This is a genomic window from Streptomyces sp. NPDC049954 (genome assembly GCF_040656295.1).
GTDB lineage: Bacteria > Actinomycetota > Actinomycetes > Streptomycetales > Streptomycetaceae > Streptomyces.
The window spans coordinates 516364-540925 of the sequence record NZ_JBFALS010000003.1 but is presented as its reverse complement, the minus strand read 5'-3'; the positions used below and the strand labels follow the sequence as shown (position 1 = coordinate 540925).

The following is a 24562-nucleotide window of genomic DNA, read 5'->3' as shown; positions in this document are numbered from 1 at the left end:
TCCGGCCGGCCCGGAGAGCCGCCCGTACGGGGCGGTCACGAGAGATCTCGCTATCACATATCACTGCCACGCCCGCTGACCGGAAGCCGGCCCTGGGCAAGTGATCGGAAAGGGAGCAAGAATGCGGATCGTCAATCTGGAGGGCAGGCTCGGACTGCTCACCGACGACGGTGTCGTCGATGTGCACGAGGCCAGCGACGGCCTGTTCTCACCGGACATCCAGGACGTCTACGAGCGATGGTCCGAGCTGACCGCGTGGGCGTCCGGCGTCAAGGACGCGCCGGTCAAGCCACTGGACGAGGCACGGCTGGACGCGCCGGTGCCGCGGCCGGGACAGGTCTTCGCGATAGGACTCAACTACCGCGATCACGCCGAGGAGGCGGGACTTGACGCGTCCCTCGACTCGATGGTGGTGTTCACCAAGTTCCCCTCCTCGATCACCGGCCCGGTCGCCGACGTCGAACTGCCCGAGGGGTCCGTCGACTTCGAGGCCGAACTCGTGGTCGTCATGAGCAGGCACGCCTACCGGGTCGATGCCGCCGAGGCGTGGGACCGGGTGGCCGGCCTGACCGTGGGGCAGGACCTCTCCGAGCGTGAGACGCAACTGCGCCCGCCCACCCCGCAGTTCAATATGGGCAAGTCGTTCCCCGGCTTCGCGCCGATCGGCCCCTCGGTCGTCTCCGTCGACGAGTTCGCCGACCCCGACGACCTCGCGATCGGCTGCACACTCAACGGCACGTCGATGCAGGACTCCCGCACGGGGCGCATGATCTTCTCCGTCGGTGAGATCATCTCGCGGCTGTCGCAGGTCGTCACGCTGCGGCCCGGTGACGTGATCTTCACCGGCACCCCGGCCGGCATCGGCTTCGCCCGCGATCCCAAGGTGTTGCTGGGCCCTGGCGACGAACTGGTCACCAGCGTCGAGGGCGTTGGCGCGCTGCGCACGACCTTCCGCGCCCGCACCTGACACCGCGCCGCACGCCCTCCTCCGTCACTTCGCCGAACAGTCGGCCGATGGGAATTCTCATGGAAAAGAACTGCCTGATCTGCGACCTCAAGAGCGCCCCCGAGTCGGACGTGGTCTTCCGCGACGACCTGTGGGCCGCGGAGATAGTGCCCGGCTACGACGTTCCCGGCTGGTACTTCCTGCGCGCCCAGCGCCACGCGGAGCGCATCACGGGCCTCGACGAGGCCGAGCGGGAGACCTTCGGCAAGCGGGCCGCCGACCTGGTCGCCGCCGTCACGGAGGCCACCGGCTCGGAGGCCACCTACTTGCTGATGTTCGGCGAGGCCTTCCCCCACTTCCACGCGCTCGTCACCGCGCGCACCGCCGAAATCCCCGCCGACCGCCGCGGCGGCGACATCCTCAAGCTGCGTGGCGAGCGGGCGGACCTGGAGCAGTCGCGTGAGCTGGTCCCGGCCGTCCGCGAGGCATACGAGGCCATCACCGAGCGGGCCGCCGCCCGCCAGGACCACTGACCTGCATCCGCCAGGGCCACCGGGGTGCGACAGCGCCACGAACGGCCACCGGAGAAGCAGAGAGCCCCTCTCCGGCACCAATCGTTCAGGAGAACTCATGACCCGCATCACCGTGCTGGGGGGCACCGGCTACGCCGGCGGCGCCGTGGCAGCCGAAGCCGCCGCACGAGGGCACGAGGTGGTCGCCTTCAGCCGGCACGCCGGCGAGGAGCCGCACGACAAGATCGCCTCCGTCACCGGCTCCGCCCTGAAGCGCGAGGACCTGGAACTGGCCGTCGCCGACTCGCAGGTCGTCGTCTGCGCCCTGGCGGCCGTCGGGGAACTGGAGGACCGCTTCGAGGACGTGGTCCGCGAGATCGCCGGCATCGCTCTCGCCCGCGGTGCCCGGCTCGGTGTGGTCGGCGGCGCCGGCTCCCTGCTCGCCGGGCCGGACGGCCCCAAGGTGTTCGACACACCCGAGTTTCCCGCGCAGTTCCGGGCCCACTCCCTCATCAGCGACACCGTCCTGGAGGCGCTGCGCAGCAGCGACCCCGCGCTGGACTGGTTCGTGCTGAGCCCGCCCCTCAGCTTCGGCAGGTGGGCGCCCGGCGAGAAGCGAGGCACCTTCCGTATCGGCGGCGACGTCCTGCTCAAGGACGACGAGGACCGCTCCACGATCTCGGGCGCCGACTTCGCGGCCGCCCTCGTGGACGAGATCGAGCGTCCCGCCCACCGGCGCGCGCGTTTCACCGTCGCCTACTGACCCGCGTACAGCAACACCCTGTGGAGGCACACCTTGATTCTGGTGACAGCGGCGAGCGGCCGGACAGGCCGCAGCCTGGTACGAGCCCTCCTCCGTGAGGGCAAAAGCGTCAGGGCCGCGGACATCGCGCCCTCCGTCCATGAACTGCGCGATCTCGGCGCGCAGGAGACCGTGGTGGCCGACCTCCTGGAACCCGCCGAGCTGCGCAAGGCGGTGGACGGGGTGGAGTCCGTCATCCACATCGGTCCCCTGTTCCACCACCGTGAGGCCGACATCGGCCGCGCGGTGGTCGCCGAGGCGCGGCGGGCCGGTGTCGGGCACTTCGTGCAGTTCTCCGTCGTGCACCCGCAGATCGAGGCGCTGCTCAACCATCAGGCCAAACTGGCGGTGGAGCGGGCCGTTCTCCAGTCGCCCATCCCCTTCACCATCCTCCAGCCCATGCACTACCTCCAGAACATCGACGTCGCCGCGACCGTGGCCTCGGGGGTGCACGGCAAGCCGTTCTCCCACCACACCCGCCTCGCCCAGGTGGACCTGGAGGACGTCACGGCCGTCGCCGCCAAGGTCGTCGGCGACCCGCGCCACCACTACGCGACGTACGAACTGTGCGGGTCCGACTACGTGGACGGGCACGAGATCGCGGCGGTCATCGGGGAGGTGGCGGGGCGGACCATCACCACGCAACTCCTGCCGATCAGCGACTTCGCGAGCGGTGACCGGCAGCGGAAGGAGGAGGACGAGTTCCCCTACGACGCGATGTACCGGCTGTGGGGCCACTACAGCCGCTACGGCATCACCGGCAATCCCAACGTGCTCGGATGGCTGCTCGGCCGCCCTCCGACAACTCTGCGCGAGTACGTGACCCGGGAACTCCGGGCCGCCTCCTCGACCGTCTGACATCCCGTCCCACGCCCCTACGAAGCCCCGAGCGGGCGATGACCTCCAAGGACAACGCATGAGCACTTCACTCGACCCGAAAGCGTCCTCCTCACCGAGCGTGACCGAGCTGGTGGCACGGGCCAGGGACCTCCAGCCTCTGCTGCGCAAGAACTCCGCCGAGGGAGAGAAGAACCGCCGCGTCCTTGAGGAGAGCATCCAGGCCCTCCAGGACGCCGGTCTCTTCAAGCTCCTCCAGCCTCGGCGCTTCGGCGGCTACGAGTCCTCGATGAAGGCCCTCGTCGACGTCTCGGCCGCGGTGGGTGAAGCCGACGGCGGTACGGCCTGGGTGGTGTCCCTGTTGAACTCCGGCGCCTGGCTCGCCAGTTGCTTCACGGACCGGGCGCAGAACGACGTGTGGGCCGATGACCCGCGAGCCCTGGTGTCCGGTGTGTTCTCCCCCCGGGTGGAGGCAAAGAAGGTACCGGGCGGCTTTCAGGTCACCGGGAAATGGTTCTACAACTCCGGTTCCTGGCATGCCGACTGGGCAGTACTGAGCATTCCGGTCACCGACGAGGCCGGCGAGGTCGTGGGCATGGGCATGGCCCTTGTGCCGCGCAGCGACCTCGAACTGGAGGAGACCTGGTTCGTCGCCGGCATGCGTGCCTCCGGCTCCAACTGCCTGATCGCCACCGACGCCTTCGTGCCGGAGCACCGCATCATGCCGGTCGGCCCGGCCATGGAAGGCGACTTCCCGACCGAGCACACCGACGAGTTCCTCTACCAGTCGCCGCTCGGCCCTTTCTTCACCGTCGGCATGGTCGGGCCGCAGCTCGGTCTCGGCCGGGCCGCGCTGGACATCGTGAGGGAGAAGGCGGCCACCAAGGGCGTCACCAACACCATCTACACCCGGCAGGCCGACTCCGTCGCCGTCCAGATCCAGCTGGCGCAAGCGTCCATGCACCTCGACACCGCGCACTTCCACGCCCACCGGGTAACCGACGACATGGACAGCGCGGCGCGGGACGGCAGGAAGCTCGACCTCCTGGACCGCGCCCGGATCCGCGCGGACGTGGGGTGGGCCGTCGAGAACGTCGTCAAGGCGATCGACATCCTGCTCTACGCCCACGGCTCCGGCTCGTTCGCCGAGGTCAACCCCTTGCAGCGGATCTGGCGGGACTCGGAGGTGGCCTCCCGCCACGCCGGCATCCTGCCGATGGTCTGCTACGAGATCTACGGCAAGGCCCTCGTCGGCTCCGACGTGAAGATCACGCACATGATCTAGTGCCGTGGCAGGCGATGTTTGCCCGTGCCGGACGCCGCGACGGGGGCAAACATTGCCTGCCGTGGCACTAGGGCACCCGTTCCACCACCCACGAGCTGGGCCGGACGGCACGGCCGCGGTACCGAGCGCGCCTCGGCCGAACGTCCCCTCGGGGCTCCGCGACACGCGGGGACGTTCGGCACCTCAGCAGTTGCCGCTCAGCCGGTGCCGGACGCGGTCGCGATCTCCGGATCGCTGCTCAGTGCGCGCAGCGCGGTCTCCTCGTTGCGGGAGAGGTGCACCAGGACCGCCTTGGCGACAACACCGGGATCACGTGTACGGAAGGCATCGATGAGGTCCTCATGGGCATGCTGACGACGCCGCTTGTCCTCAGGGGCCGGATCGATCTTGCTGAAGCCGATCCGGACGTATCGCTCGGCCGCCTGCCACAGGAGATTCAGAATCCGCCGGTCCCACTCGGTGGCCGCGGGGGTGAGCAGTGCGGCGTGGAATGCGCGATGCGCCTCGTAGATCGTGTGGATGGTGTTCTGCTCGTCCCCGAAGTCCTCCGCCTCGGCCTCCAGCCGGTCGAGTTCGGCATCGGAGATGATCCGGCAGGCGCGGCCGGCCAGTTCCGGCTCGATCGTGCGACGAAGCCGGTAGATCCCCTGGAGGTCGTCCAGGTGGAGCGGCGCCACATAGGCGCTCCGCCCCGGCTGAGTGATCACGAGGCCCTCGGCCTCAAGATTCCGCAAGGCTTCCCGGACCGGGATGAAGCTCACGCCCAGCATGTCGGCGAGCTTGCGCAGGGAGACCGTCTCACCGGGCGCGAGGTCTCCCGACATGATCGAACGCCGCAGTTCGTCGGTCACCAGGTTCGAGACCGAGCGGGCTTCGATCGGCTTGACCGGCGATTTCTTCATGCTCCTGCTTTCCGATTGCCTGCTGTCACCAAGTGTAGTGGTCGCATCCGCCTGATTGGAGCACGACAACTGCCGTGCCCTGCGGACCACTGGCCGACCTACCGAACAACCGAAGGAAGCACCCATGTCCGAGCCCACACGTCCACTCCTGCAGATACACATCGGCAGCACGCGCCCGAACCGCCTGGGCCCGGCCTTCGCCGCGTGGTTCGCCGAGGTGGCCGAACGGCAGTCGTCCTTCGAGGTCGAGGTGATCGACCTCGCCCAGGTGGCCCTGCCGCTCCTTGACGAGCCGAACCACCCCCGGCTGAGGCAGTACGTCCACCAGCACACCCACGACTGGAGCGCGACGGTGGAACGCGCGGACGCGTTCGTCCTCGTCACCCCCGAGTACAACTACGGGTACAGCGCCGCGACGAAGAACGCACTGGACTACCTGTGCCACGAATGGGCCGACAAGGCCGTCGGATTCGTCAGTTACGGGGGCGTCGGCGCCGGCACCCGAGCGGTCCAGCAGCTCAAGCAGGTCGTCACGACCCTGCGCATGGTGCCGGTGCTCGAAGCGGTGAACATCCCGTTCGCGATGCACAAGGTCACAGCCGACGGCGAGGTCGTCAAAGAAGAAGGACTGGAGGAGGCAGCCACGGCCATGCTCGGAGAACTGGCACGAATGACCGCGAAGCTGCGGCCCGCGAACCACTGAGACAGGGACGACGAGCACGCGCGACGGCCCGCCCACCGGGGCGGGTCGTTCCGGCGAGAGGAAACATATGGAAGCGACACGAGCATCGGCACACGGGCAGAACCCCGCCGGGAGCGGCCCCGACATCGCCCTTGTCACCCACGTCGTCCTGGCCGAACGGCAGGGCCGCGACCGCGGCTGGTGGCACCAGATGGAGGACCAGTTCTGGGACGACTCCACCGTGCGCCTGAGCTGGTACGAGGGAGACGGGGCCGGCTTCGTGGCCGGCTCCGCCGCGATGGCCGAACGTGGAGCGGTCGCGCTCCACCACCTGTTCGCCCCGGTCGTCCACGTCCGGGGCGCCAGGGCGTACACCGAACTGCCCGTCGCGATGCGCCTCCCCGTCGAGGTCGAAGGCGTGCGGGGCGACCTGGTCACCCACACCCGTCTGAACTACCGCTTGGAACGGCGGGGGGACATCTGGCGCATCCGCACGCTCGACGCCGTCTACGAGTACGCCACCCTGTCCCCGTCCATCCCGGGCCAGTCCATCCGCATCCCCGAAGAGGACCTCGCCCAGTACCGCCCCAGCTACGCGCTGCTCGCCTGGAACATCGCCCGGGAGGGCCGCTCTCCCAGCCAGAACGATCTCGGTGACGACCGTCCAGAAGAACTGGCGGCGCTCTACGAGGCGATCTGGGAGTGGCTCAACGACGCGTAAGCCGCAGGTGTCCAGGTGTCGGCTTCGAGGGGGTCACCGCAGTCGTCGAAGAAGACCGCCGCGCCGTCAGGTCCTGGCGGCGTTCCCTGCTGGGCGGCATCTGTGGTGGATGACGTCCGGGAAGTTCGTCCCGGTGCAGACGCCGGCGTCTCCTCCTTCGGTGACCTCTTGACTGAACCGGGTGACGATCGCCTTGTCCCGGCTTCGGGTACTGACCATGTCCGACGCTTCGGGGTGTCAGTAGGCCGAGGCCGCCGGGTTGCTGTGCGTGGGCCTGCTGCGGGGGGCTGCGGTGTCGCTCGTCCCGGTCAGGAGGCGCCGTGTTCCAGGGCTTCGCGGACCGCGACGGCGACGCCTCGGTGGCCGGGCCGCGGTGTCCGGTCAGGCCGGGGAGCGGTGTCCGGTCAGGCCGGGGAGCGAGTCGACGCTCGTGTCGCCGTCGAATCGGTGGGCGTGAGGAAACCGCGGCGCGGTGAAGCCGCCCCTGAGGGCCGTCGGTCGACGGGCGGTGCACCGCCCCCGCAGCCGGGCCGCAGGGCAGTGCGAAGCCGGTGGTCAGGGCCTGGGTGCGTCCAGTTCGCGTTGCACGTACTCGCGCAGCGTGGTCGGCGGGCGGCCGAGCAGCCAGGTCAGCACGTTGGGGTTGCCCGTGATGCCGTAGCGGCTGTAATGGCCGAACAGCCGGTACATGACGTCGTACGGGAAATCGGCCTCCGCCAGCCGCTCGCGCTGCGGGCTCACCAGGTCGTCGAGGTCCTGGAACTCGGCCACGACCGGTCGGCCCGACAACTCGGCGAGAACCCCGGCGATTTCGTGCCCGGTCACGTAGTCGCTGCCGGAGAGCTCGTACGTCGCGTAATGGTGGTGAGGGTCGCCGACCACGCGCGCCGCCACCTCGGCGACGTCATCGAGGTCGACGTGCGCCAGCCGGGACTCGGCCGAGTGCGGCTTGGCGTAGATCCCGGACGCGACGGAGTCGGCGACGTCGATGTTCTGCAGGTAGTGCATGGGCTGGAGGATCGTGAAGGGGATCGGCGACGCGATCACGGCACGCTCGACCGCCAGCTTGGCCTGGTGGTTCAGAAGCTGCTCGATCTGCGGGTGGACCACGGAGAACTGCACGAAGTGCTGCACATCGTGGCGGCGCGCCTCCGCGACGACGGCACGGCCGATGTCGGCTTCGCGGTGGTGGAACAACGGACCGATATGGATGACCGAATCCACCCCGCTCATCGCTTTGCGCAGGTCGGCGGGGACCAGGAGGTCGGCCACGACGGTCTCGGCCGCACCGAGGTCGCGGACCTCGTGGACCGAGGGTGCGATGTCAGCGGCCCGGACCTCTTTGCCATGGCGCGTCAGCGCGCGGATCAGACTCCGGCCGGTGCGGCCACTCGCTGCGGTTACCAGGATCACGAGATCTCCAGATGATCGACTCAGCCATCGCTGTGATATTTGATATCAAACACCTTGGGCAGTCATTTGGAAAGCACCTGGGTTGCCGGACGCCCTCGCACGCGGCGACTCTGTCGACCCTGGGGGTGGACTCGCTCGTGGTCAGCTCCCTGCCGACCACCTCGCCCCGCCCGAAGGCACACGTCCTCAACCAGCGCGCCCTGGAGCTCTTCACCGAGGCCGGTGTCGCGGACGAGGTCTACGAGCGCGGCACCCCCGCGGAGAACATGCGGGCCACCGCCTGGCACGCCGGTGTCGCCGGGCGGCACGACTACTACGGCCGCAAGCTGGGCGAACTCGATTCCTGGGGCGTCGACTTCACGGACCCCGGTCACATCGCGGCCAGCCCGTGCCGATCGGTGAACCTGTCGCAGATCCGCCTCGAACCGGTTCTCAAGGCCCACGCCGAGCGGCTCAGGCCGGGCGGGGTCCGGATCCGCCACGAGCTGATCGCGGACAAGTTCCGCGTGGCCGGGTCCACTTCGCGGGTGACGCCGCGCACCGCCACCCGCCGACCGGCGGACTCGGACTGACCTCGGCCATCCACGACGTGCACAGCCTGTCCTGGGAGCTGGCGGCCGTCCTGGCCGGCCGCGCGGGCGAGGCGCTGCTGGACACCTACGATGCCGAGCGCAGGCCCGTCGACCAGAACAACATCGACAAGTCGATCGCCAACGCGCTGAACCACCTCAGTGTCGACCGGGCCCTGAACCTCTCCCCCGACAGGAGCCCCGAGGACAACTGGGCCGGGCTGGCCCCCTGTGGGAGGACGGCCCCGACTCGGCCGCCAAGCGGCACGCGGTCGGCCGGGCGATCGAGTCGCGGAGCATCGAGTTCCACCACCACAACGTCGAGTCCGGCTACCGCCACGAGTCCGCCACGATCGTGCCCGACGGCACCCCGGCCCCCGTACCGGTCGACGAGGTCGCCCTCTACGAGCCCAGTACCCGGCCCGGTCACCCGCTGATCCACGCGTTCGTGAAAAGCCGGGGCGAGCGGCTCGCGCTCGGCAGCCTGGTCCACGGCGGCAAGTTCCTGCTGCTGACCGGCGTCCAGGGCCACGCCTGGGTAGAGGCCGCGAAATCCGGTTCGCCTGGCTCCAGCGCCGGGGCATATCGGACAGCGGTGCCATCCTGGTCCGCCCCGACCGGTGCATCGCCTTCCGCTCGGTCGACGGGGTGGACGACCCGAAGACCGTGCTCAGGGACGCCCTCGGCCAGATCCTCGCCCGCGAGCCGCGCTCACCCGTCAGGCAGGCCTGACCAGCCCCACAGGGCCGACCGGTGCACAGAGACCTGACGAGACGACGCCTCGGTTCCCCCCGTCACCGGCAGGACCAGGCGCGGGACCGGAGAAGGCCGCGCCCCTGGAGCGGCACCGCCCGTGCACGGGGGAAAGGGCTTCATCCTTCCTGATCCGTCCGGGACCTTCCGGCCCCTTGCTGGCCCCTGGCTGGTCCCTCTGACGCAGCCGCTGTACCTGCTTGAGATCGGTATGGAGACGCCTTGCGCAGAGTGCCTTACCGGCGAAGAGGGCTTCCACCTCCTGTGCCCGGAGTGTGGAGCGGGGCGGCTTTTCGCAGGTCAGCCGCCGTTGGCAAGTGTAGTACCCGGAAGGGCGATCTCGATCCCGGCAATGGGCCCTGCGCCAACGCAGCGTAGGGAGTCGATGAAAACCTCAGCGAGCCACGCCGCTGCCTCTGGTGTCCACTCCGGAACGTCGCACGTGAACGCCGAAAGCCTGGGTGACTCCAGATCATGACCGATGCCACGGAGGACGGGCAGCCTTTCGTTCTGCGATGCGGGTTCCACTCGCAGTAGATCGTGCCCACGTTCGCGCGTCAGCTCGCACACCTCCTTCGCCGCCGCAGCCTCGGTGACGGTGACGGTGACGGTGGCGCGGGTACGGGAGTCCGGCGCAGCCAGGGCGTACCAGGCAGCCTCGCCGACGAGGTCGAACTGGGTGTCCGGCGCAAGGTGCATGGGCACCGCTGTGCTCAAGCCGCGAAAGTCCACTTCCCCCACCCGGTTCAGCGCGTCGGCCAGGACGCGGGTCATCGGCAAAACGGGGAGGTGCTGCGCCCGCAGTCCGGTCGCGGGGTAGACGGTCAGCGAGGCCAGCTCCCGAACCTGTCCGTCCTGTGACCAGTCGCCACCGGCGTCCGCATGACCCCATCGCTGCCCGCCCAGCTCGGCCCCGGCGCTCAATCGGGTCGAACTGAAGCCGTAGGCCGCCGCACGTTTCACCGCCAGGCTGAACAGGTCCTCGTCCAGGTCGTGATCCGCCGTGACCTGTCCGATCCACGGATACTCGCGCAGCACGCCGTACAGCGCCACAGCCATCGTGAAGCTGTCCGCCCCCTCTGCCTCGTCCTCCTGCACAGTCCTGTCCTCTCGCTCTCAGCTGACTCCGCAGGACAACGTCTTCGCCGGGGTTTCCAATTTGTCGGGCGAGTCGGCGACCCCGATGATGTCGACGTCCACCCGACTGCGCCAGGTCGTCTTCTTGGTCCCCGCGCAGGTGTAGCGGACGTTCGCTCTGCGGGAACTGCCACCACCCGGCATGACGGTCCTGGAGCCGGATGCCACTTTGCGCCAGCTGCTCCCGTGCTTGACCTCAAGCTCCACGGTGACTTTCGCCTTGGCACCTCTGCTGTTTCCGTCCTGCCACCAGCCGTGCGCTGACGCCGTCCGTGGCCGCCTGCTGGAGACGTGGACGTAGTCCCCGCCAGTCTCGAAGATCTCGACGGGATCGACTGAGGCGGCCTTGGAGCCGGCCGACGGCAAGGGCTCCTCTGCCCAAGCTGGACTCGACAGGGAGATCACGGCCGTGAGCGAGGTGACCAAGATCGTGACGGCGAGAGATTGCACGCGCATCGGAACATGCTCCAGCAGATTCCAGGATCAGCAGGGACATCACGATTCATCCCGCGTCTTCGCACCACTCGAACCCTCTCGCGCAGGAGACATCCGTTCGTCGAGTGAGCCATCCATCGAAGGGGTGGGCATGAGGTCTCCGGATCGGGGGCGGCCCCGGCGAAGCTGCCGGGGCCGCCGGGGGAGTCAGAGGTTGTCGAGGTCGGCGCGTCCCGCGGCGAATCGCTGGTCGGCTTCGCGGAAGATTGCCAGGAGCCCGGCCGGGGCGCAGTCGGTGCGGATGCCTTCGAGCAGGTGCTTGGCGAGCGTGTAGTGGGGGTCGATGTCGAGGGCGTCCGAGAAGGCGTGGCTGGCTGTGACGGTGTCGTTCTGTCGCCAGGCGACCCAGCCGAGGAGGACAAGGAGCGGCGCGGCCTTGTCGGTGTGCGGGGGTACACAGCATCGGACCAGGTACGCCCACAGTTGCCGTTCCACGGGCAGGTCGCTTTCGTCGCCGGTGGACAGTACGGCGTCTCGGGTCTCGCGGTCTTGGAGGCCAAGAGTGATGCGGGCGGCGATCTCGTCCGTGAGCTGCGAGGAGCCGTTACGGAAGTCGGCCAGGGCGCCGCCGATGATGTCGGCCGTCCCGGCCGCGTCGATCTGGGCGCAGGTCGAGGTGAGGATGGCGTCGCGTCCGGCGCTGGTCGTGCGCCGGGTGTTGAACTGGTCGACGGCCGTGTCCAGGGTCTTGAGGAAGTCGGTGTCGGCGGGGGCCGCCGCCCGGAACTCCTGGACGATGTCGCGGGTGCGGGGGCCGGGGTGCGGCCGAGGCGGGCCATCTGTGCCGCAACGCTGGTGGAGACATCGGCAGTTGGGAGCGGCTGGCCCTCGCAGCACCCTTCGGTGGTGCACTCGAACGCCCACCACCGGTTCGCGACGAGACCGATGGTCTGGAGTACGACGGCGCGGCGCTCCGTGAGTTCGGTCGTGAGGCGGTCGGCGACGGGGGCGAGGAGTGCGGCGGTGCCCCAGGGGGCCTCGCCCTGCTCGCGGGCCACGACATCAAGGTGGGCCAGGAGAAGCTGGGCCACTCCTCGCGCCAGGTCACCTCCGACACCTACACCAGCGTGCTGCCCGAGATGATGCGGGCCGAGGCCGAGTCGGTCATGGCCGTCGTCCCCCGCGACATCCCCTTCGAGGAGCGCACCGCGCCGGCCATCCCCGAGTCGGCCTGGCAGAACGGGGTCGCCGTCTTCTTCGCCCACGGCGCTCGGCGGTCAGGTGACACCTGGGCTGTCGGAGCACAGCCGCAGCCCGGGGCAGACGTCCTCGGCGTGATCAGCCTCGCCGGCCGGGGCCAGGACGACGCCGCCAACGCGGCCGTGAGGTGGATACGGGACCACTCCACCGCCAACGAGCTGGGGCTGGTCCGGGTGGAGAACTTCAACGACCAGTACCCGGAGGAGCAGCGGGCGGACTTCTCCCTCACGCGCTTCACCGTCGCCCGGACCGAGTCGCCGGACGCAGCGGAGTGGACATTGCCGACTGGGCTGCCCCCGGCTGCGACCCGGACCCAGCGCAAGGCTCTGAACAGGCGACGGAAGGCCGCGTAAGGGGACTCCTGCCCCCTGAGCCGTCCCGTGTCCCCTGTGTGTCCCCTGGATCTTGGTCCGAACGCGGGAACGGGGGTCACCACCCTGGAGTGGTGACCCCCGTTCCTGCGTTTGTGCAGGTAGAAACGGTTCTTTTGGTGAACCTCGGGGTGGGGCGGGTGGGGCTCGAACCCACGACCGACGGATTATGAGTCCGCTGCTCTAACCGGCTGAGCTACCGCCCCGGCCCGGCGCGTCGCGTACACGTGTGCGCGCCGTCTGCCGCAGCATAGCCGGTCATACGATCTCCCGCCTCGGATGGTCGGCCACACACGACCTTGAAGACCACGGCCTGGAGCGGACGGTTCCGGTTCAGGGTGGATCGTGCCGAATCGGAGGTCTGTTCGCGGGTGCGAGGGCGCGGGCACGGGGTCGCCGGGCATGTGGGAAGCCGGCCGGGCATACGGAAAAGGGCCCCCGAGGGGGCCCTTCCGTTCTGCTCTCCCGACTGGACTCGAACCAGTAACCTGCCGGTTAACAGCCGGCTGCTCTGCCAATTGAGCTACAGGAGACCGCGCTCCCCCGACTGGACTCGAACCAGTAACCTGCCGGTTAACAGCCGGCTGCTCTGCCAATTGAGCTACAGGGGATCGACCTCTTGCACCGAACGTACCCACCTGCGGCTTCGCCGTGCGGCGCGCGTTCGCTGCGACACATACATTAGCGCAAGCAGGGGGGTGCTTTGCCAATCGGTAGGGGCCTGGGGATCGCCGGACGGGGAACCCTCACTGCCGAGGCACCTGTGAGGCTGTTCATTGGCAGACCGGACGGCTGGGCCGGACGGACCGAAACTTGAGGGAAAGGGTGGCCGCCACCATGCGCTACCGGATCGCATTCGTCGCGGGCGCGGCCCTGGGCTACGTCCTGGGGACCAAGGCCGGGCGTGAGCGCTACGAGAAGATCGCGGGCTACGCACGGCAGGTCTCGCAGAACCCCGCCGTGCGCAACGCGACCGAGACCGCCACGCAGCAGGGACGGGTCGCCGCGGGGAAGGCCCTGCACGTGGTCTCCGTGAAGGTGACCGACCGGATGCCGGGTGCGGTCCCGCGGCGTTCGTGGGGCAGAATTCGCTGTCATGGGGATAGTCGCGGGACTGGACAGTTCGTCCGCATCCACTCGTATCGTCGTGTGCGACGCGGACACCGGAGCCGTGCTGCGTCAGGGCTACGCTCCGCACCCGGCCGGGCCCGAGGGCTCCGACCCGTACGAGACCGACCCGCAGTCGTGGCTGCTCTCGCTCGGTGAGGCCGCGACCGGCGGGGTGCTCGAAGGGGTCCGGGCGATCGGGGTCTCCGCCCAGCAGCACACGCTCGTACCGCTCGACCAGCAGGGCGCCACGGTGCGCCCGGCGCTGATCGGCAACGACAAGCGGATGCAGGGCACGGCGGCCGGTCTGCTCGACGAGTTCGGCGGGCGGCAGGCCTGGGCCGAGGCCGTGGGCTGTGTGCCCAGGCCCGCCCAGCCGGTGACCAAGCTGCGCTGGCTCGCGCGCCAGGAGCCGGAGGCCGCGCGCCGCACGCAGTCCCTGCTCCAGGCGCACGACTGGCTCGTGTGGCAGTTGCTGGGCCGCCCCGCGCGCCGCACCACCGACCGGGGCGGGGCCTCCGGCACCGGCTACTGGTCGGCGGCCACCGGTGCCTACCGGCCCGAACTGGCCGAACTGGCCCTCGGCCACCAGGCCGCGCTGCCCGAGGTGCTGGGCCCCTCGGACGCGGCCGGGACCACCCCGGAGGGGCTGCTGATCTCCGCGGGCACCGGGGAGACGATGGCGGCGGCCTTCGGGCTCGGGGTGCGCACCGGTGACGCCGTGGTGTCGCTGGGCGCCTCGGGTTCCGTCATGGCGGTGCACGAGGAGGCCCTCGCCGACGCGGGCGGGATGATCACCTCGCTGGCCGACGCGACGGGGATGCACCTGCCCGTCGTCCACCTGCAGAACGCGGTACGGGTGCTGCGCGGCACCGCGGAACTGCTCGGCACCGATCTGGAGGGGCTCTCGGCGCTCGCGACGAAGTCGACGCCGGGTGCGCACGGTCTCGTGCTGCTGCCCTATCTGGAGGGCGAGCGGACGCCGTACCTCCCGCACACGGCGGGCAGTCTGAGCGGGCTGCGGCGCGAGTCGATGAAGCCCGAACACCTCGCGCGCTCGGCGTTCGAGGGGATGCTGTGCTCGGTCGCCGACGCGCTCGACGTCCTGCGCGGCCGGGGCGTCGAGGTGCGCCGGGTCTTCCTGCTCGGCGCGGCCGCCGAACTGCCCGCGGTGCGCGCGGCGGCCCCCTCGCTGTTCGGCGCGCAGGTCGCCGTACCGCAGCCGGCCGAGTACGCGGCGCTCGGTGCGGCCCGGCAGGCGGCCTGGGCGCTCGGGGTGAGCGAGGGCCGGCTGGACCCGCGTACCCCGCCGGCCTGGCAGGGCGCCTCCTCGCAGGTGCTGGAGGCCGACGAGGAGGAGCGGGCGGTCGGTGCGGCCGTGCGCCAGCAGTACGGGGCGGTGCGCGAGCAGACGCACCCGGGTGCCTTCGACGCGGTGTGAGGGGCGCGCCGCGAGGACTCTGTTGCAGAGTCGCGAGGGCGGGCCCCAAAGGCCCTTGGGGCGTGCGCGGCGGACCGTCGGTGGTCCTAAGACCTCGGACGGTCACCTTCCGGGGATTTTGACCGGTCCTTGAATTAATCGCTTGAACAGCACGGGGACCCGTCCCGCAGGATGGGGTGGCCGCATTCCATCTCTCCGACAGGGCGCAGTGTGCTCATACGACTTCTACGGTCTTCTTTGTCCCCCTACAAACGGCCGATCGCCCTGCTCGTGGCCTTGCAGTTCCTCCAGACCTGCGCCGCGCTCTACCTCCCCACGCTGAACGCCGACATCATCGACAACGGGGTGGTGAAGGGCGACACGGGCTACATCATGGGCTTCGGGGCGCTCATGCTCCTCGTCTCCGTCGTGCAGATGGCGGGGAACGTCGGGGCGGTCTACTTCGGGGCCAGGACCGCTTCTGCGGTCGGCCGGGACGTGCGGGCCGCCGTCTTCGACCGGGTGCAGACCTTCTCGGCGCGCGAGCTGGGGCAGTTCGGCGCTCCCACGCTCATCACCCGGACCACGAACGACGTGCAGCAGGTCCAGATGCTCACGCTGATGTCGTTCACGCTCATGGTGTCGGCACCCATCATGTGCGTCGGCGGGGTCGTGCTGGCGCTCGGCCAGGACATCCCGCTCTCGGGCGTCCTGCTCGCGGTGATCCCGGTGCTCGGCATCTCGGTGAGCCTCATCGTGCGCAAGCTGCGGCCGCTGTTCCGCACCCTGCAGAAGCGGCTCGACACGGTCAACCAGGTGCTGCGCGAGCAGATCACCGGCAACAGGGTCATCCGCGCCTTCGTACGGGACGACTACGAGCAGGGGCGTTTCGGGACGGCGAACTCGGATCTGACCGAGGTGTCGATCGGCACCGGCAAGCTGTTCGCGCTCATGTTCCCGACCGTGATGACGGTCGTGAACCTGTCGAGCGTCGCGGTCGTGTGGTTCGGCGCGCAGCGGATCGACAGCGGCGGCATGCAGATCGGCGCGCTCACCGCGTTCCTCTCGTACCTCATGCAGATCGTGATGGCCGTGATGATGGCCACCTTCATGTTCATGATGGTGCCGCGCGCCGAGGTGTGCGCCGAGCGCATCGAGGAGGTCCTCGACACCTCGTCCAGCGTCGTGCCGCCCTCCGCGCCGGTGACGGAGCTGCGCCGGCACGGGCACCTGGAGATCCGGGACGCGGGCTTCCTGTTCCCCGGCGCCGAGGAGCCCGTCCTCAAGGACGTGTCGCTGACGGCGCGGCCCGGTGAGGTCACCGCGGTGATCGGTTCCACGGGCAGCGGGAAGTCGACGCTGCTGGGCCTCGTGCCCCGGCTGTTCGACGCGACGAGCGGGCAGGTCCTGGTGGACGGGGTGGACGTGCGGACGCTGGACCCGGCGCTGCTCGCGCGCACGGTCGGGCTCGTCCCGCAGAAGCCGTACCTCTTCTCGGGGACGATCGCGACCAACCTGCGCTACGGGAACCCGGAGGCGAGCGACGAGGAGCTGTGGCACGCGCTGGAGGTCGCGCAGGCCAAGGAGTTCGTGGAGCGGCTGGAGGGCGGGCTGGACGCTCCCGTGTCGCAGGGCGGCACCAACGTGTCGGGCGGTCAGCGGCAGCGGCTCGCCATCGCGCGAGCCCTGGTGCGCCGTCCGGAGATCTACCTGTTCGACGACTCGTTCTCGGCGCTCGACTACGCGACGGACGCGGCGCTGCGCGCGGCGCTCGGCCGGGAGACGGCGCGGGCGACCGTGGTGATCGTCGCCCAGCGGGTGGCGACGATCCGGGACGCCGACCGCATCCTCGTCCTCGACGAGGGCCGGGTCGTGGGGGTGGGGCGCCATCACGAACTGATGGCGGACAACGAGACGTACCGGGAGATCGTTCTCTCCCAGCTGACGGAAGCGGAGGCCGCGTGATGGCCGGTCCGGGCGGACGGATGGCGGCGGGCGCGGGCGCCCAGGGACTCACGGACTTCAAGGGCTCCGGGAAGAGGCTGCTGGGACGGTTCCGTCCGCAGCAACGGCTCCTGTACGGGATGCTCGTCCTCGGCGTGCTGAGCGTCGCGTGCTCGGTGTCGGGCCCCAAGATCCTCGGGCGCGCCACCGACCTGCTGTTCGCGGGGATCATCGGGCGTACGCAGCCGTCCGGGATCACCAAGGAGCAGGCGGTCCGGGCGGCGCGGGAGCGGGGCGACGGCGGGCTGGCCGATCTGCTGTCCGGGGTGCACTTCACCCCCGGCCAGGGCATCGACTTCGACGCGATCGGCGAGGTGCTGCTGCTGGCCACGGCCGTGTTCGCGGTGGGCGGCCTGCTCATGGCGGTGTCGACCCGGCTGTCGAACCGGGCGATCAACCTGGTCGTGCGCCAGTTGCGCGAGGACGTCCAGTCGAAGCTGGCCCGGCTGCCGCTGTCGTACTTCGACAAGCGGCAGCGCGGTGAGGTCCTCAGCCGCGCGACCAACGACATGGACAACCTGCAGCAGACCCTCCAGCAGACGCTGGGGCAGCTCGTGAACTCGGTGCTGACCATCATCGGCGTCCTCGTGGTGATGTTCTGGATCTCCCCGCTGCTCGCGCTGGTCGCGCTGGTCACGGTGCCCCTGTCGGCGCTCGTGGCGACGCGGGTGGGCAAGCGTTCGCAGCCGCAGTTCGTGCGGCAGTGGAAGAGCACCGGGGAACTCAACGCGCACATCGAGGAGATGTACACGGGGCACGCCCTGGTGAAGGTCTTCGGCCGCCAGGAGGAGTCGGCGCGGGCCTTCGAGGAGCACAACAAGGGGCTCTACGACGCCGCGTTCAAGGCGCAGTTCAACAGCGGGATCATGCAGCCGCTGATGATGTTCGTCTCCAACATCAACTATGTGCTGGTGGCCGTGGTCGGCGGTCTGCGGGTCGCCTCGGGCACGCTGTCCATCGGCGACGTGCAGGCCTTCGTGCAGTACTCGCGGCAGTTCTCGATGCCGCTGACGCAGGTCGCCTCGATGGCCAACCTCGTGCAGTCCGGGGTGGCTTCGGCGGAGCGGGTCTTCGAGCTGCTGGACGCGCCGGAGCAGGGCGCGGACCCCGAGGAGGCCGAGCGGCCGGAGGAGCTGCGCGGGCGCGTCGAGTTCGAGCACGTGTCCTTCCGCTACGAGGCGGACAAGCCGCTCATCGAGGACCTGTCGCTGGAGGTGGACCCCGGGCACACCGTCGCGATCGTCGGGCCGACCGGCGCGGGCAAGACGACGCTCGTCAACCTGCTGCTGCGCTTCTACGAGGTGACCGGCGGCCGGATCACCCTGGACGGCGTGGACATCGCGCGGATGCGGCGCGACGAACTGCGCGCCGGGATCGGCATGGTCCTCCAGGACACCTGGCTGTTCGGCGGGACGATAGCGGAGAACATCGCGTACGGGGCGCCGAAGGACGTCACCCGCGAGGAGATCGAGGAGGCGGCCCGGGCGGCGCACGCGGACCGGTTCGTGCGGACGCTGCCCGAGGGGTACGACACGGTCATCGACGACGAGGGGACCGGGGTGAGCGCGGGTGAGAAGCAGCTCATCACGATCGCCCGGGCCTTCCTGTCCGACCCGGTGATACTCGTCCTGGACGAGGCGACCAGTTCGGTGGACACGCGCACCGAGGTGCTGATCCAGAAGGCGATGGCGCGGCTGGCGGCGGGACGGACGAGCTTCGTCATCGCGCACCGGCTGTCCACGATCCGCGACGCGGACACGATCCTCGTCATGGAGAGCGGCGCGATCGTCGAGCAGGGGACGCACGAGGAACTGCTCGCGGCCGAGGGGGCGTACGCGCGGCTGTACGCGGCGCAGTTCGCGCAGGCGGTCGCCGAGGTGGAGTGAGGTGTTCCTCCGGGGGCGCGGGGACGCGTGCCCGGGGGCCTGACGGGTGGTGGGGGGCGGGCGCACCGGGCGCCCGCCCCCCTTCGTCTCAGCGCAGTGCCGTGCCGAACTGGGCCTTGTCGGCCGGGGCCTTGACGTCGGTCGGGCCGAAGGCCTTCGCGCCCGTCGTGGTGAGGCCCGTGGTGGTGCCGTTCAGGGACCACACCGCGCCCGCCGAGGCGTTCTCCGCCGTCGAGGAGACGGTCAGGTCGCGGTGGCCGTCGCCGTTGACGTCGAGGAGGGCGCAGGCCGCGCCGAACTTGTCGCCCTTCTCGGCGACTCCGGGGACGCCGGCGGTGTTCTGGTGCATGACCTGGCTGCCCTCTGCGGTGACCCCGGAGGCGGAGCCGTGCAGCAGGGCGACGGAGCCCGCGTCGGTCAGTCCGCTGAAGTCCTCCCCGCTGATGCCGAGGGCGATCTCCGCGCGGCCGTCGCCGGTCACGTCGGCGACCGAGACGCAGGAGCCGACGTGGTCGCCCTTCTCCTGCGCCCCGTAGAACCCGGGCAGCGTCTGGTCGAAGGTCGTCTCACGGCCGGACGCGGTGCCCTTGGCCGATCCGTAGGCGAGGGTGACCTTCGCGGTGTCCGTTCCGCTGCCGATCACGACGTCGCCGTAGCCGTCGCCGTCCACGTCACCGATGCCGACGGCCCCGTCCCCGCCGGTGGAGCCGAGGGCGCCGACCTCGCCGCCCTCCTCGAAGCCGGTGGGGCCGCCGAGCAGGACCTGGTTGGCCCACATCCCGTCGCCCTCGTACTCCCAGACGGCGATGTCCTGGCGGTGGTCGCCGTTGACGTCGCCGACGGCCTTCGGGGTCACCGGTCCGGCCACCGAGTGCGGTCCGGAGACACAGCTGTCGTCCGTCGCGCAGGCCGCGCCGTCGCTGTCGTACCCCCACCACTGCGACTTGTCGAGGAAGTCGAGGCGCGCGGCCGGCTTGCCGGCCCGGGAGACCGGTCCCTTCCACAGGCCGGCCTGCTGGGTGACCGGGTCGTCCCCGTCGACGTCGGCCGCGCCGAACAGCGCGAGGTCGGCCTTCCCGTCCCCGTCGAAGTCCCCGGCCTGCGGGGCCGTGCCGAAGCCGGGGAGCGCGGTGCCGCCGGTCAGGCCCGAGGCCGAACCCCACAGCACGACCCCGCCGGAGGCGCCGTCGGCGGAACCGATGACGAGGTCGCTGTAGCCGTCCCCGTCGAGGTCGCCCTTGCTGACGGACTGCCCGAACCGCTGCTTGGCTGCGGCCGATCCGGGCACCCCGCTCGTGGAGCGGCTCACGAGTTCCTTGTCCGCGGGGTCGAGCCCCTTCGCCGATCCGTACGTGACCGCGACATAGCCCGCCTGGGCCTTGCCCGAGACGGTGCCGCCCGGGGCGCCGATGACGAGGTCCGCGTAGCCGTCGCCGTTGAAGTCGTCCGCGGCGGCGGCCTTGCCCTGCGCGGCCTGGGCGGGGGTGAGCGTGCAGATGCTCAGGCCCCCCGCCACCAGGAGCGCCGCGCCCAGCGAGGCCGCCGCCCGGCGGGGGCCCGCCGCCCGGACCCGTCCGGCGCCGCGGGGGCCGTCGGCACCAAGGCTTCGCATTACTGACATCGAGACTTCCTTCGGTCGTCCTGCCCTGTCCACACGATCCTGTGAGGTGAGGAACCTGTTCACAGAACAGGACGCGGGGGCCCCGTGATCGGTTGTAGACGCCTGCCGGGTGTCCACGAGAGCTTCACGCTCCGGGCGAAGGTTCCGCTCGGACGCGGCGCAGCGCCGATCCGCCCGCGTACCGCGCCGAGGCGCCCAGCTCCTCCTCGATCCGGATGAGCTGGTTGTACTTCGCGGTGCGGTCGGAGCGGGACAGCGAACCGGTCTTGATCTGGCCGCAGCCGGTCGCCACCGCGAGGTCGGCGATGGTGGTGTCCTCCGTCTCGCCGGAGCGGTGGGACATGACCACCGTCCAGCCCGCGCGGTGCGCGGTGGTGACCGTGTCGAGGGCCTCGGTCAGGGTGCCCACCTGGTTGACCTTGACGAGGACCGAGTTGCCGACGCCGGTGCGGATGCCCTCGCGCACCAGTGCCTCGTCGGTGCAGAACACGTCGTCGCCGGTGAGCTGGCAGCGGTCGCCGACGCGGGCGGTCAGCTCGCGCCAGCCCTCCAGGTCGTCCTCGGCCATCGGGTCCTCGACCGAGACCACCGGGTAGGCGTCGATCAGCCCGGCCAGGTACGCGGCGTGCTCGGCGGGGCTGCGTCGCACGCCCTCCCCCGCGTACACGTACGCGCCGTCCCGGAAGAACTCGGAGGACGCCGGGTCCATGACCAGGCCGACGTCCGTGCCGGGGCGGTATCCGGCGCGTTCGACGGCCGCCACGACGAAGTCGAGCGCCTCCTCCGCCGTACGCAGCGCGGGGGCGAAGCCGCCCTCGTCGCCGACGCCCGTGGAGTGCCCGGCGGCCAGCAGGTCGCGGCGCAGCGTGTGGAAGATCTCCGACCCGGCGCGGACGGCCTCCGCGAAGGTCGGCGCCCCCACCGGCGCGATCATGAACTCCTGGAAGTCCAGCGGGTTGTCGGCGTGCGCGCCGCCGTTGACGATGTTCATCATCGGCAGCGGGAGCAGCCGGGCGCCGGCGCCGCCGAGGTAGCGGTAGAGCGGCTGGCGGTGGGCCGCCGCGGCCGCCTTGGCGGTGGCGAGGGAGACGCCGAGGAGCGCGTTGGCGCCGAGCCGGGACTTGTCGGGCGTGCCGTCGAGCGTGACGAGTGCCGCGTCGAGGCCCGTCTGGTCCTCGGCCTCGCGCCCCACGACCGCCGCGGCGATCTCGCCGTTGACGTGGGCCACCGCCCGGTCGACGCCCTTGCCGTGCCAGAACTCCGGGTCGCCGTCCCGCAGTTCCACGGCCTCCCGGGCGCCGGTGGAGGCGCCGGAGGGGACCATGGCGCGGCCGGAGGACCCGTCGGCGAGGAGGACGTCGGCCTCGACCGTCGGATTGCCCCGGCTGTCGAGCACCCGGCGGGCGGTGACGGAGCGGATGGCGGTCCCGGAGCGGACGGGGGTGAGGGAGTGGAGGGCGGTGGTCTCGACTGCTGCGGAGGCCATGGGAGGTCCTTCCCGTTGTTCCACGTGACACGCCGCGACCCTGCTGCGACAGCACTGGCGCGCGCCGCGACAGGACGGACTCTACAGCAATGCTGTTCAGTCTCTCTGTTCAGATTTGCTGTTCAGCTTGGCTGTTCAGCATGTCTGCGCAGGTCAGCTGCACAGCGGGGCTGTTCAGTCCCGGTGGTGATCGCGCGTTAAAGTGTCCTGTGCCCAGCCCGGAACCCGCCGCCGTCGCCACCGACCTGCGCACCGCGATGGGCAAGCTCACGCGGCGCGTGAAGCACGAGGACCGCATCCCGCTCGGCCAGGTCGCCGTACTCGGGGCGCTGGACCGCGATGGCGCCATGACCACCAGCGATCTCGCCGCCGACCAGCGGGTACGTCCGCAGTCGATGGCCCGCGCGGTGGGGCTGCTCGTGGAACAGGGCCTGGTCACCCGCAGGGAACATCCCAGTGACGGCCGCAAGACCCTGGTCGAGCTGTCGCCCGCGGGACGGGCGGCGCTGGAGGCGGAGCGGGGCCGCCGGGCCGGGTGGCTCGCGCAGGCCATCGAGGCAGAACTCACCCGCGAGGAGCGGGAGGTACTGGCGCGCAGCGCCGCCCTCATGGAGCGGCTCGCCGCGCGCTGACCCGCGCACAGGCAGGGCGCCCTCAGTCCAGGTAGCCGCGCAGCTGGTCGGCGTGGGCGTGGTCGCGGAGTTTCGCGAGGGTCTTGGACTCGATCTGGCGGATGCGTTCGCGGGTCACGCCGAAGAGGTGGCCGATCTCCTCCAGCGTGCGGGGACGGCCGTCGGCGAGCCCGTAGCGCAGTTGGACGACCTTGCGTTCCCGTTCGCCGAGGGTCGACAGGACCGCGTCGAGGTGCTGGCGCAGCAGGAGGAAGGCGGCGGACTCGGCGGGTGAGGCCGCGTCGGCGTCCTCGATGAGGTCTCCGAAGGAGACGTCGTCCTCCTCGCCGACCGGGGCGTACAGCGAGACGGGTTCCTGGGCCAGCCGCAGGACCTCGCCGACCCGGGAGGGCGGCAGGCCGAGGTGGGCGGCGACCTCCTCGTCGGTGGGCCGGGTGCCGCGCTCCTGGAGCAGCCGCCGCTGGACGCGGATCACGCGGTTGATGAGTTCCACGACGTGCACCGGGACCCGTATGGTGCGGGCCTGGTCGGCGAGCGCGCGGGACATCGCCTGGCGGATCCACCAGGTCGCGTAGGTCGAGAACTTGTAGCCGCGCGTGTAGTCGAACTTCTCGACCGCCCTGATCAGCCCGAGGTTCCCCTCCTGGACGAGGTCGAGCATCGTGAGGCCGCGGCCGACGTAGCGCTTGGCGACGGAGACGACGAGCCTGAGGTTGGCCTCGATGAGGCGGCGTTTGGCCACCCGGCCCAGGACGACGAGCCGGTCGAGGTCCAGGGCGAGGCGGGTGCCGAGCTGGGCTCCCGAGGCGAGTTTCTCCTCGGCGAACACCCCGGCCTCCACGCGCCGGGCGAGGTCGACCTCGTCGGCGGCGGTCAGCAGCGGGATGCGGCCGATCTCCCGCAGGTACTGGCGGAAGAGGTCCGTGGAGGGGCCCGCGGCCTCGTCCCGTGGACGGGCAGGCGCCCGCGAGGCGGCCGCCCGGGCCCCGGGGGCCTGCCGCTGGACCGGTACGGCGATCGGGCCGTCCGTCTGAGGGAGGGTCTGCGTGCGCACGGGGGCGGCCTCCAGAGTGATCACTGCCGTTGCGGAACGTACGGCCGGGCGCGGGCCGGCGCGGTCTCGCCGTGCTCCCCCGCCGGACCCGTCGAGCGCGGCCCGTCACTCACGAGGGCCGAGCCGTCCACGCCTCGGGCTTGGGGCACCGCCCTCAGTGTGGGGCACGACACGGACCGCCCACGAGGGGCGTGCGGGGACTTTCTGGGGCCGCGAGCGCGCGGGAGCGTGGACGGGGCGGGACCCCGAAACCCTTGCCACACATGGGGAGTTGACCGCGCTACGACTTCCGGGGCTCCAGGGACTCCAGGGACTCCAGCAGGGTGCGCAGCGCCTCGGCGAGCGTCTCACGCCGGGCGGGGGGCGAGTCCGGCGAGCAGGCGGGCCTCCGTGGCGAGATGGTCGGGCAGGGTCGCGTCCAGGACCGCGTGCCCCTCGTCGGTGAGGGTGACGAGCACGACGCGGCCGTCGTCGGGGCTCGGGGCCCGCTCGACGAGCCCGCGCCGCTCCAGCCGGTCGAGGCGCTGGGTGACGGCGCCGGAGGTGACCATCGCGTCGCGCATGAGGGCGGCGGGGGTCAGCCGGTAGGGCGGTCCGTTGCGGCGCAGCGTGGCGAGCACGTCGAAGGAGGCCGCGTCCAGGCCGTGCGCGGCGAAGGTGCGGCGCGTCTCGGCCTCGGCGAACCGGTTCAGGCGCTTGAGCCGGCCGAGGACCGCCATCGGTGACA

At 70.6% G+C, this 24562-nt stretch carries 22 protein-coding genes, 3 tRNA genes and 2 pseudogenes; 15 read left to right on the top strand and 12 right to left on the bottom strand.

Going from position 1 to position 24562, the window contains the following annotated elements; genetic code table 11:
- The first annotated feature begins 121 nt into the window (after positions 1–121).
- The 5 genes from AB0J21_RS08820 (at position 122) to AB0J21_RS08800 (ending at position 4382) form a co-directional block, all read left to right on the top strand.
- Positions 122–967 carry a fumarylacetoacetate hydrolase family protein gene (locus AB0J21_RS08820; RefSeq protein ID WP_363145125.1) on the top strand — a complete coding sequence of 282 codons (846 nt, stop codon included), beginning with the start codon at positions 122–124 and terminating at the stop codon, positions 965–967.
- Positions 968–1014: 47 nt separating this feature from the next.
- Positions 1015–1479: a hypothetical protein gene (locus AB0J21_RS08815; RefSeq protein ID WP_363145124.1), complete on the top strand. Its 465-nt coding sequence runs from the start codon at positions 1015–1017 to the stop codon at positions 1477–1479.
- A gap of 97 nt (positions 1480–1576) precedes the next feature.
- The gene (locus AB0J21_RS08810) at positions 1577–2221 is read left to right on the top strand and encodes an NAD(P)H-binding protein (RefSeq protein WP_363145123.1); all 645 of its coding nucleotides are present in this window, start codon (positions 1577–1579) and stop codon (positions 2219–2221) included.
- A gap of 42 nt (positions 2222–2263) precedes the next feature.
- Entirely contained in the window at positions 2264–3118 is an 855-nt protein-coding gene (locus tag AB0J21_RS08805) for an NmrA family NAD(P)-binding protein (protein WP_363145229.1), read from the top strand.
- A 58-nt stretch (positions 3119–3176) separates the two neighbouring features.
- Entirely contained in the window at positions 3177–4382 is a 1206-nt protein-coding gene (locus AB0J21_RS08800; RefSeq protein ID WP_363145122.1) for an oxidoreductase, read from the top strand.
- Between the two features lie 197 nt (positions 4383–4579).
- Here the strand turns inward: AB0J21_RS08800 and AB0J21_RS08795 are convergent, their stop codons facing one another.
- Positions 4580–5284 carry a GntR family transcriptional regulator gene (locus AB0J21_RS08795; RefSeq protein WP_363145121.1) on the bottom strand — a complete coding sequence of 235 codons (705 nt, stop codon included), beginning with the start codon at positions 5282–5284 and terminating at the stop codon, positions 4580–4582.
- A gap of 124 nt (positions 5285–5408) precedes the next feature.
- Here AB0J21_RS08795 and AB0J21_RS08790 point away from each other — a divergent pair, with 124 nt between their 5' ends.
- Complete coding sequence (locus AB0J21_RS08790) at positions 5409–5987, top strand: NAD(P)H-dependent oxidoreductase (RefSeq protein WP_363145120.1); 579 nt, start codon at positions 5409–5411, stop codon at positions 5985–5987.
- Between the two features lie 67 nt (positions 5988–6054).
- Complete coding sequence (locus AB0J21_RS08785; RefSeq protein WP_363145119.1) at positions 6055–6687, top strand: nuclear transport factor 2 family protein; 633 nt, start codon at positions 6055–6057, stop codon at positions 6685–6687.
- A gap of 555 nt (positions 6688–7242) precedes the next feature.
- Here the strand turns inward: AB0J21_RS08785 and AB0J21_RS08780 are convergent.
- Positions 7243–8100 (bottom strand): NmrA family NAD(P)-binding protein, encoded by an 858-nt coding sequence (locus AB0J21_RS08780; protein WP_363145118.1) that lies wholly within the window; start codon positions 8098–8100, stop codon positions 7243–7245.
- 11 nt (positions 8101–8111) lie between these two features.
- On the opposite strand from AB0J21_RS08780, the pseudogene AB0J21_RS08775 reads away from it, so the two are divergent.
- Positions 8112–8534 (top strand): annotated as a pseudogene (locus AB0J21_RS08775) (FAD-dependent monooxygenase); the annotation flags it as partial.
- A complete protein-coding gene (locus tag AB0J21_RS08770) occupies positions 8489–9106 on the top strand; it encodes an FAD-dependent monooxygenase (RefSeq protein WP_363145117.1) in 618 nt (205 codons plus the stop codon). The pseudogene AB0J21_RS08775 and the gene AB0J21_RS08770, both read left to right, overlap by 46 nt.
- A 616-nt stretch (positions 9107–9722) precedes the next feature.
- On the opposite strand, the gene AB0J21_RS08765 is transcribed toward AB0J21_RS08770, so the two are convergent.
- The 3 genes from AB0J21_RS08765 to AB0J21_RS08755 all read right to left on the bottom strand — a co-directional run bounded on the left by AB0J21_RS08765 (position 9723) and on the right by AB0J21_RS08755 (position 11891).
- A complete protein-coding gene (locus AB0J21_RS08765; RefSeq protein WP_363145116.1) occupies positions 9723–10520 on the bottom strand; it encodes a hypothetical protein in 798 nt (265 codons plus the stop codon).
- A gap of 18 nt (positions 10521–10538) precedes the next feature.
- Complete coding sequence (locus AB0J21_RS08760; RefSeq protein ID WP_363145115.1) at positions 10539–11015, bottom strand: hypothetical protein; 477 nt, start codon at positions 11013–11015, stop codon at positions 10539–10541.
- Positions 11016–11201: 186 nt separating this feature from the next.
- Complete coding sequence (locus AB0J21_RS08755; RefSeq protein WP_363145114.1) at positions 11202–11891, bottom strand: DUF4192 family protein; 690 nt, start codon at positions 11889–11891, stop codon at positions 11202–11204.
- A gap of 170 nt (positions 11892–12061) precedes the next feature.
- Between AB0J21_RS08755 and AB0J21_RS08750 the strand changes: the two genes are divergently transcribed.
- The gene (locus AB0J21_RS08750) at positions 12062–12607 is read left to right on the top strand and encodes a hypothetical protein (protein WP_363145113.1); all 546 of its coding nucleotides are present in this window, start codon (positions 12062–12064) and stop codon (positions 12605–12607) included.
- 150 nt (positions 12608–12757) lie between these two features.
- Here AB0J21_RS08750 and AB0J21_RS08745 read toward each other — a convergent pair.
- The 3 genes from AB0J21_RS08745 to AB0J21_RS08735 form a co-directional block, all read right to left on the bottom strand.
- Positions 12758–12831: transfer RNA gene (locus AB0J21_RS08745), tRNA-Ile, on the bottom strand.
- A 254-nt stretch (positions 12832–13085) separates the two neighbouring features.
- Positions 13086–13158, bottom strand: a tRNA-Asn gene (locus tag AB0J21_RS08740).
- A gap of 5 nt (positions 13159–13163) precedes the next feature.
- A tRNA-Asn gene (locus AB0J21_RS08735) sits at positions 13164–13236 on the bottom strand.
- Positions 13237–13462: 226 nt separating this feature from the next.
- On the opposite strand from AB0J21_RS08735, the pseudogene AB0J21_RS08730 reads away from it, so the two are divergent.
- The 4 genes and pseudogenes from AB0J21_RS08730 to AB0J21_RS08715 form a co-directional block, all read left to right on the top strand.
- A pseudogene (locus tag AB0J21_RS08730) lies at positions 13463–13696 on the top strand (hypothetical protein); the annotation flags it as partial.
- Positions 13697–13721: 25 nt separating this feature from the next.
- The gene (locus AB0J21_RS08725; RefSeq protein WP_363145112.1) at positions 13722–15173 is read left to right on the top strand and encodes an FGGY family carbohydrate kinase; all 1452 of its coding nucleotides are present in this window, start codon (positions 13722–13724) and stop codon (positions 15171–15173) included.
- Positions 15174–15383: 210 nt separating this feature from the next.
- On the top strand, positions 15384–17117 hold the full coding sequence (locus AB0J21_RS08720; RefSeq protein ID WP_363145111.1) for an ABC transporter ATP-binding protein: 1734 nt from the start codon (positions 15384–15386) through the stop codon (positions 17115–17117).
- A complete protein-coding gene (locus AB0J21_RS08715; protein ID WP_363145110.1) occupies positions 17117–19042 on the top strand; it encodes an ABC transporter ATP-binding protein in 1926 nt (641 codons plus the stop codon). The genes AB0J21_RS08720 and AB0J21_RS08715 overlap by 1 nt, the downstream gene beginning before the upstream one ends.
- A gap of 88 nt (positions 19043–19130) precedes the next feature.
- On the opposite strand, the gene AB0J21_RS08710 is transcribed toward AB0J21_RS08715, so the two are convergent.
- Both AB0J21_RS08710 and eno read right to left on the bottom strand, forming a co-directional pair.
- Positions 19131–20663, bottom strand: a complete 1533-nt coding sequence (locus AB0J21_RS08710; protein ID WP_363145109.1) for an FG-GAP-like repeat-containing protein — start codon at positions 20661–20663, stop codon at positions 19131–19133.
- Between the two features lie 124 nt (positions 20664–20787).
- Entirely contained in the window at positions 20788–22149 is a 1362-nt protein-coding gene (gene eno, locus AB0J21_RS08705; RefSeq protein WP_363145108.1) for a phosphopyruvate hydratase, read from the bottom strand.
- A 209-nt stretch (positions 22150–22358) separates the two neighbouring features.
- Between eno and AB0J21_RS08700 the strand changes: the two genes are divergently transcribed.
- Positions 22359–22781 carry a MarR family transcriptional regulator gene (locus AB0J21_RS08700; RefSeq protein WP_363145107.1) on the top strand — a complete coding sequence of 141 codons (423 nt, stop codon included), beginning with the start codon at positions 22359–22361 and terminating at the stop codon, positions 22779–22781.
- A gap of 22 nt (positions 22782–22803) precedes the next feature.
- Here AB0J21_RS08700 and AB0J21_RS08695 read toward each other — a convergent pair whose 3' ends face one another.
- Both AB0J21_RS08695 and AB0J21_RS08690 read right to left on the bottom strand, forming a co-directional pair.
- A complete protein-coding gene (locus AB0J21_RS08695) occupies positions 22804–23859 on the bottom strand; it encodes an RNA polymerase sigma factor (RefSeq protein WP_363145106.1) in 1056 nt (351 codons plus the stop codon).
- 323 nt (positions 23860–24182) lie between these two features.
- Positions 24183–24554 carry a MarR family transcriptional regulator gene (locus AB0J21_RS08690; protein ID WP_363145228.1) on the bottom strand — a complete coding sequence of 124 codons (372 nt, stop codon included), beginning with the start codon at positions 24552–24554 and terminating at the stop codon, positions 24183–24185.
- Positions 24555–24562 lie beyond the last annotated feature (8 nt).